The following is a 1,280-nucleotide window of genomic DNA, read 5'->3' as shown; positions in this document are numbered from 1 at the left end:
GCGGATTCGCCGAGTAGACTCACCATGAAAATATCCACGACGCCGAGCAACGCAAAAAGCATGGATTGCAGTGAAACAGGGAGGCCAATCGCAATCAGCTTTTGCCAAAATGCTTTATCGATGTATTCGCGTGTTAAGAGCATCGCATTTCTCCTTAAAGATTGATGCGAGTAGTTTATCCCCATGATTTCGCGTTGTATTTTTCAAAGGCATCCAAAACTTTTGCAAAACTCTCAACTAACACCCGCAAATAAATTTTGTCATTGTAAAAACGCGATAACTCACAGTACGAGCCACCGACATGGAAGAAAAGCAAGAGCGCTACAGCATCTCAGAGAAAACCTATCAAGAGTTCATTGATCACACGCGAGTGCTTGCACTGGAAGAGCGAGGCATTGTGCAGTGTGGGATCGCGACTTGCCGTGACTTCTTTTCCGTTTATCGCAAGAACCAGAAGAAACACATGCTGCTTTATACTGTGCGTGGTAAAGGTTGGGTAGAAAGTGGGGCGTGCCGTTATGAGCTTGAACCCGGATCGCTGGTGGTCGTGCCTGCGGGGATTGAAAATGGGTTTGGAATGGAAGATGAAACGTGGCAAATCGCTTGGGTATTTCTTTCCCAACATAAAGAGTGGTCGATGGTTGGAGAAAACATCAGCTATCAACTAACACCTGCACCGGAAGTGATGTATTCATGTATTCAGACATTGCTTCGTAGCATAAATCTGTCCATTGATTACGGTAGTGCGGTTGGTGCTCACAGCGTAGCGCAACTGGAATTGATGCTGAATATGCCGTCTTCGGAATCTGTTTCTCGCAATCAGCTTAAACTTCGCCGCGTATTTGACCTCGTTCAGCGTCAATTACATAAAGACTGGAGCGTTGAGCAGTTAGCGGCACTCTATCCATGTTCGGAGCCCCATTTACATCGTTTAACGCAGCAACAATTTGGTCGAAGCCCGATGGCACATTTGATGCGCATGCGAATGGAGTATGCCGCGCGTTTACTTCGTTCAACAGAGTGGCCGATTCAACATATTGGTGAGATTGTCGGGTACCCAACCAGCGCAAACTTTAGTACGCGCTTCAAAGCGTGGTCGAGCATGACGCCAAGAAAGTTCAGACAAAATGGAAGAATAGAGCGAGATCCTGAGAAGTGATTCGTACTTTTTGTGAACGATTGGGCGCACAGAACCTCTTGGCTCTCAGAATATTCTCCTCTAATTGATGAAATAAGTGAAAAATCATTTCGCCATTTTTAACGATAGTGTTAACGTGAAA

1 protein-coding gene and 1 pseudogene are annotated in these 1,280 nt (G+C 45.7%); one reads left to right on the top strand and one right to left on the bottom strand.

Annotated features, from left to right (window positions below; genetic code table 11):
* Positions 1 to 143, bottom strand: a pseudogene (locus R7P72_RS24800) (MATE family efflux transporter); the annotation flags it as partial.
* A 158-nt stretch (positions 144 to 301) separates the two neighbouring features.
* Between R7P72_RS24800 and R7P72_RS24795 the strand changes: the two are divergent.
* Positions 302 to 1,159 carry an AraC family transcriptional regulator gene (locus R7P72_RS24795; RefSeq protein WP_318110937.1) on the top strand — a complete coding sequence of 286 codons (858 nt, stop codon included), beginning with the start codon at positions 302 to 304 and terminating at the stop codon, positions 1,157 to 1,159.
* The last annotated feature ends 121 nt before the right edge of the window (positions 1,160 to 1,280 follow it).

Source organism: Vibrio sp. Vb0888 (assembly GCF_033338835.1).
GTDB lineage: Bacteria > Pseudomonadota > Gammaproteobacteria > Enterobacterales > Vibrionaceae > Vibrio > Vibrio alginolyticus.
Note: the sequence above shows the minus strand (reverse complement) of the source record. Positions and strands in the feature narration are given on the sequence as shown.

Bases quoted from the DNA above. Each gene is read 5' to 3' on its own strand.
- R7P72_RS24795 (WP_318110937.1), top strand. From the start codon at position 302: ATGGAAGAAAAGCAAGAGCGCTACAGCATCTCAGAGAAAACCTATCAA.